The following is a 5712-nucleotide window of genomic DNA, read 5'->3' as shown; positions in this document are numbered from 1 at the left end:
GAAGAAGACGTCCCCGCCGTGGACCGTGCCGTTGACGGTGCGACCGACCGCGCTCACCCCGTTCGCGACCAGCCGGCGTTGGTAGGCCAGGCCCTCGTCCCGCAGGGGGTCGAGTTCGTTGACCGAGATCACGTGCGGGGGCAGCCCGGTGAGCTCGGCGTCGCTGGCGCGGGCCGGCCAGCAGGTCGCGTCGCCGGCATGGGCGCCGTCCGGGTCGTAGAGGGCACCCATGAGCGTCAGCAGCGCGCAGCTGATGAAGTAGCCGTCGTTCTCCTGCCGCGAGGGCAGCTCGGCGGACTTGTCCCAGGGACTGGAGATCATCGGGGCCATGGCATAGATGCCGTCGATCTCACCGAGCCAGCCCTCCCGGTTCGCCTTGAGCGCCACGGCGAGCGAGAGGTTCCCACCACCGGACTCCCCGGAGACCACGACCGGGCCCACGCCCAGCTCGAACCGGTGCGCGCTCACCCAGCGGGCACCGGTCGCGCAGTCGGTCAGGCCGGCCGGGTACGGGTGGCTGCCCAGCGCTCCGGCGGCGTTCCGGAACTCGACACCGACCACGACCAGCCCGCTCGCCGCCAACTCGTCGCGCCACCGCACGTAGCACTCGTCGGCGGCCCGCAGGATGACCCCACCCCCGCCGTGCAAGTGCACGACGGCGGGTAGTTCGCCGTCCACACCCGAGGGGCGGTGGACGAACAGGAGGATGTCGTTGCCGTCGGCCCCGTTGATCGTGACGGTCTCCCGGGTCACCCCCTCCACCGGAGGTAGGCCGGCGAACAGCGCGGCGAACACCGCGCCGAAACCGTCCTCCGCGCCCTGTCCGAAGGCGAGCAGGTCCGCACGGTCCGAGGAGGGCGACACCGTCGGGGCGGGCTGCTCGCCGTCCAACCCGAAGGGCGCCAGGGCCGCGACCAAACGTGGGTCGGCACGCCGGTCCGCCCCCAGCGTCCGCTCCGGGTCGCCGAGCCTGCCGGGCAGCTCCACCCGGCTCGCGTCGGCGGTCACGTCGGCGGTCACGGTGTGCTCTTCTCACCGGTCAGCCGCGGGACGAGCTCCAGGTCCTGCTCGACCGATTCGGCCCGCCACCGGTCGAGCAGAGCGGCGTACTCGAGCGGGCCGCCGCCGAACGCCGTGGCGAAGACGCTGGGCCGCGCCTTGTCGAAGGTGTTCTCGTTGTTGTACGCACCGGGCGTGCAGCCTCGGCTGGCATCGATGCTGTATGTGGACCTGGTGGCGATGACCTCTCCCCAGGTTTTCTCCGCCTCCGGCCGCACCTCGGCGGTCCGGACGCCACGGCCGGTGAGGTCCTTGATCAGCAGCGCGACGTGGCGGCCCTGGTCGCCGAACACCAGCGGTTGGTTGATCGACACCGCGGCATGGTGCAGGCCGCCGATGACGAACAGGTTGGGGAACCCGTTGGCGTGGATGCCATGCAGCGAGCGAACGCCCTCGGCTCGGTGCTCGGACAGGCTCGTACCGGTCCGGCCGTGCACCTCGAACCCGCCGGAACGGGTGGCCGCGACCCCGAACTCGAAACCGGTCGCGTGCACGATCAGGTCGACCTCGTACTCGGTGCCATCGAAGACGATCCCGGTCGAGGTGATCCGGTCGAGGCCCCGGCCCTGGGTGTCGATCAACGTCACATTCGTCCGGTTGAACGTCGGCAGGTAGTCGTCGCTGAAGCACGGCCGCTTGCAGAACCGGCCGTAGTAGGGCTTGAGCGCCGCCGCGTAGCGCGGGTCGAGAACCTGCTCGTCGACCCGGGCGCGGATCCGCTCCAACTGCGCGAAGTCCATCTCGGCCAGGGCCGCCGCGGCGGCCTCCGGTGATCCGGTTGCCCTCGCCTCGGCGCCGCCGCCCCAGATGGTCGTCCACCTGTCGCCGATCAGGTCAGCGTCCTGTGGCACGCCGGCGAGGATCGCGTCGAAGTTCTCCATCCGACGCCGCTGCCAGCCGGCGGCCTGGCGGGCGAACCAGTCGTGGTCGGTCGGCGCGTTGTCTCGGCTGTCGACGATCGGTGGGGTGCGCTGCACCACGTAGAGATGCTCGGCGTCGCGGGCGACATGGGGGACGATCTGGACGCCACTCGCACCGGTCCCGACGATCGCGACCCGCTTGTCCGCGAGCTTGACCATCCCGCCGGTCGGGTCTCCCCCGGTGTAGTCGTAGTCCCACCTGCTGCTGTGGAACTGGCGTCCGGCAAAGTCGGCGATCCCGGGTATCCCGGGGAGCTTCGGCCGGTTGAGCGGCCCGCTGCCCAGGACGACGAACCGAGCCCTGATCGCATCGCCGCGATCGGTGCTGACGACCCATCGGGCATCGGTGTCCGACCACCGAATATCGGTCACCTGGGTTTGAAACAGAGCGTTCTCGTACAGGTCGTACTTCCGGGCGACGACACAGAGATGGGCGGCGATCTCGGCACCGCGCGCATATTTCTCGGTCGGGACGTAGCCTAATTCCTCAAGGAACGGGAGATAAATGTAGGACTCGCAGTCGCACGCGATCCCGGGATAGCGGTTCCAGTACCAGGTCCCACCGAAGTCCGCGCCCTTCTCGATGACCCGGAAGCTGTCGACGCCGGCCCTGCGCAGCTCAACGGAGGTCAACAGCCCGGCGAAACCACCACCGACGACGACGACATCGACCAGGTCGGTAGACGCCGGTCTCGACTCGGGCCCGTCGGCGTAGGGGTCATCGGAAAATTGAGAGAACGTACCTTCGACCGGGATGTACTGAGCATTCCCCTCGGGCCGTAGACGCTTGTCGCGCTCCGCTCGGTACTTCGCCTCGAGGTGTTCTCGTTCGCCGCGCGTCTCGACCGCCGCGGTCCCGAGTTCCGACATGTGTCCTCCCGCAATTGCGCAACATCGAGATTTGTGCACCGACAAGTCATCCTGCGTGCCCTGGTTCCCAAGCTAGAAGCGCCTAAAGGGCATCGACAAGCCGATTCTGGCCGGACACAATCCACTTTTGCCCATGCCCGAATCGCTGATCGCCCCGGCGCGAGTGGTACCGTCCAGCCGTCACCAAGCGCTCCCGCGCCGACGCCTCGCAGGTCCCGTGGCCGACGCGGTCCGTCAGCGATACGGAGGACGCTCGTGCACCGACGCACCCGCGACGTTCGCCGCCCGGACGTTGCCGCCGACCGCCCGTTGGCGCGGCCACCCAGCACAACCGTCACGTCCGCCAGCACGCTCGACGAGGCGAGCGCCGCGCTCAGCGCGACCTACAGTGACGTCACCGTCCGACTGCCCGTGCAGCAGCGGCGACTGCAAATGCGGCTGACGACTTTCAGCACCCCGAACCTCGCGCTCGGCGACCTCGAGCTGACCAGCTCCACCGTGCGATCCGCCCGCTTCCCATGGTTCGCCGTCTGTCTTCCCGTCCGCGGCGAGGTACGCGTGTCGACCGACCGGGCCACCGCACTAGTCGCCGGCAGGCGAGGGACGATCGTGGCGCCCGGTGATCCCGCAACAGTCGAATACCTCTCCCCCCGGTGCCACATGCGGACCATCCTCGTGGAACGGGCGGCGTTGGAGGCCGAGCTCTCGGCGATGCTGGGTCACACCGTCGTGCGTCCACTGATCTTCGACCCCACCGTCGACCACGGCACGGGCGACGCGTTCGAGCGCTCGCTCGCGATGCTGTCCTCAGAGATCCACCAGCCGGGCGGACTGGCGACCATCCCAGCCATGGCACCCCGACTCGGACGCCTGGTCATGGCCGGCCTGCTCACCAGCTGCCAGCACAACTACTCCGCGGAGCTCGACCGGCCCGCCGGTGGGCACGAACCAAAACCGATCCGCGACGCCATCGACGCCATCGAAGCCCGTCCGGCCCAGATCACCACCGTGGCCGACATCGCCAGGGCCGCTGGCCTGAGCGTGCGGGCGCTCGACGCCGGGTTCCGCCGCCATGTGGGACTCCCGCCGATGAAGTACCTGCGGCAGGTGCGACTTGCCAGAGTGCACAGCGAACTGCTCGCCGCCGAGCCCGCCGTCACCACAGCGACCTCCGTCGCTCACGGGTGGGGTTTTGTTCACTACGGTCGGTTCGCCGCCGAGTACCGCGGGGTCTATGGGTGCACACCGTCGGAGACCCTGCACTCGGCTGCGACGCTGTAGCCACGCACGTCGTCGCCGACAGCGGCTCCACCTGAGGCGTCCGGCACCATCCGGACATCTACTCCCACGAGATTGCTGGAGTACTAGACTCATCGGTGAGACCGACAGGGGACCGAGCATGTTCCAGAACACGGCTACCCTGTGCATCTGCCCACGCACGCCTGGCTTTGAACCATCCCAGAGAGAGCGCTGTGCGGGATGCGTGGTTGTACGCGGGAGAATCGAGGCCACCGCATGACGGATCATGCTATAGATGCTCTCCCCTGGGCCACCTCGGTCTGGCGCGACGCCCACCCTTCCGTCTCTCATCACACCGAGGTCGACAGCGCAGCGACGTCGATAAGTCACACATATGGCTACTCACGGGTCGAGTCGAACGATGCGGACCGCAAGTTCGACATGCGACTCGAGACGATCGAGCTGATCGGGACCCGGCTGTCGGTTCTGGACATCACCTCGGCACGAGTGACGACGGTCACTGATCACGACCGGTACACGATCTGCATTCCCGTCGTTGGGTCGGCGGGGATCTCGATGGACCGAGAATTCACGACAGTAGAACGATCAGGGGGCGCCGTGATTTCGCCTGGCCACCCTGTAGAAGTGAACTATCTCGGAGAGAGATCGAAGGTTCTGACCGTCTGCTTCCCTCGTGGTCGAATCAACGAAGAGACCTCGGCGGTCCTCGGATACCGAGTGGCGTCGGATCCGCAGTTCGCCCTGAGAATCGAGGAGTACGGGAGCGGATCCTCATTTTACCGCGTCCTGCGATTCGTTTCTCACGAGCTTGCCCAGTCGGACGGTGTCACCTCATCGTTCCCGGTGGCCGACCGTCTGGTCAGCATCATGATCTCCGCGTTGATAGCGAGTCAGCCGCATACGTACTCGCCAGCCTTGGCCGGGCCCGCAACAGGAGTCCCGTCGCACCGATCCATCAAGAACGTCGTCGAAGCCATCAACGCAGATCCACTGCAGTTCTGCACGTTGGCAGATCTGGCCAGGTTCGCCACCATGAGCGCAAGCGCGTTGGGTGTCGTCTTCAGACGCCATCTGGGGGTCTCGCCGATGACGTATGTCAGGAACGTACGCCTCGCCCGTGCCCACGAAGACCTGGCACGTAGCGATCCCACACGAAGTACAGCCGCAGCAATTGCATATAGTTGGGGCTTCTACCACTACGGCCGCTTCGCGCGGGCGCACGAAGTCGAATACGGCGTCTCACCGGCGGCCCTGCTGCACAGGACGGGCTAGCCAGCCATGCCGCCAATGGCTTCGGATTTCGCAGCCGGCAGCATTCGCGATGTAGCTAGGACTCGTTCCAATGTTGGCCTTACAGGTGGCTATGAAGGAAAGCGCCGGCCGCGGCCACTGACTCCTTACCTTCAGGAACCCATCTGGCGTAGAACTGCCACACATGCGGTGCGCCCTCAAACACCTCGAGCCTCACTTCGACCCCACTGCTCTCCGCACGGCTGGCCAACTCGACAGAGTCGTCCAACATCCTGTCGATGCTGCCGGCGTGTACCAGCATCGGCGGAAGCCCGTGCAGATCACCAAAGAGCGGCGAAGCTTCAGGTGTCCT

General features: G+C 67.0%; 5 protein-coding genes. 2 read left to right on the top strand and 3 right to left on the bottom strand.

Features of this window, described 5'->3' with window-relative positions; genetic code table 11:
• Together VGH85_07205 and VGH85_07200 are read right to left on the bottom strand one after the other, a co-directional pair.
• Positions 1–1020 (bottom strand): alpha/beta hydrolase fold domain-containing protein (locus tag VGH85_07205; GenBank protein HEY2173585.1); only part of this gene is annotated, 1020 nt, incomplete at its 3' end.
• Positions 1017–2849: an NAD(P)/FAD-dependent oxidoreductase gene (locus VGH85_07200; protein HEY2173584.1), complete on the bottom strand. Its 1833-nt coding sequence runs from the start codon at positions 2847–2849 to the stop codon at positions 1017–1019. The genes VGH85_07200 and VGH85_07205, both read right to left, overlap by 4 nt.
• A 255-nt stretch (positions 2850–3104) precedes the next feature.
• Here VGH85_07200 and VGH85_07195 point away from each other — a divergent pair, with 255 nt between their 5' ends.
• The gene (locus tag VGH85_07195) at positions 3105–4130 is read left to right on the top strand and encodes an AraC family transcriptional regulator (protein HEY2173583.1); all 1026 of its coding nucleotides are present in this window, start codon (positions 3105–3107) and stop codon (positions 4128–4130) included.
• A 234-nt stretch (positions 4131–4364) separates the two neighbouring features.
• Positions 4365–5381, top strand: a complete 1017-nt coding sequence (locus tag VGH85_07190; GenBank protein HEY2173582.1) for an AraC family transcriptional regulator — start codon at positions 4365–4367, stop codon at positions 5379–5381.
• 79 nt (positions 5382–5460) lie between these two features.
• On the opposite strand, the gene VGH85_07185 is transcribed toward VGH85_07190, so the two are convergent.
• A partial coding sequence (locus VGH85_07185) for an alpha/beta hydrolase (GenBank protein ID HEY2173581.1) occupies positions 5461–5712 on the bottom strand: 252 nt, incomplete at its 5' end.

It is taken from the genome of Mycobacteriales bacterium, assembly GCA_036497565.1.
In the GTDB taxonomy this organism is placed as follows: domain Bacteria; phylum Actinomycetota; class Actinomycetes; order Mycobacteriales; family QHCD01; genus DASXJE01.
Note: the sequence above shows the minus strand (reverse complement) of the source record. Positions and strands in the feature narration are given on the sequence as shown.

What these genes read in the sequence shown, in the direction of transcription:
- VGH85_07200 (HEY2173584.1), bottom strand. Translation starts at nt 2,849, where the DNA reads ATGTCGGAACTCGGGACCGCGGCGGTCGAGACGCGCGGCGAACGAGAA.
- VGH85_07190 (HEY2173582.1), top strand. Translation starts at nt 4,365, where the DNA reads ATGACGGATCATGCTATAGATGCTCTCCCCTGGGCCACCTCGGTCTGG.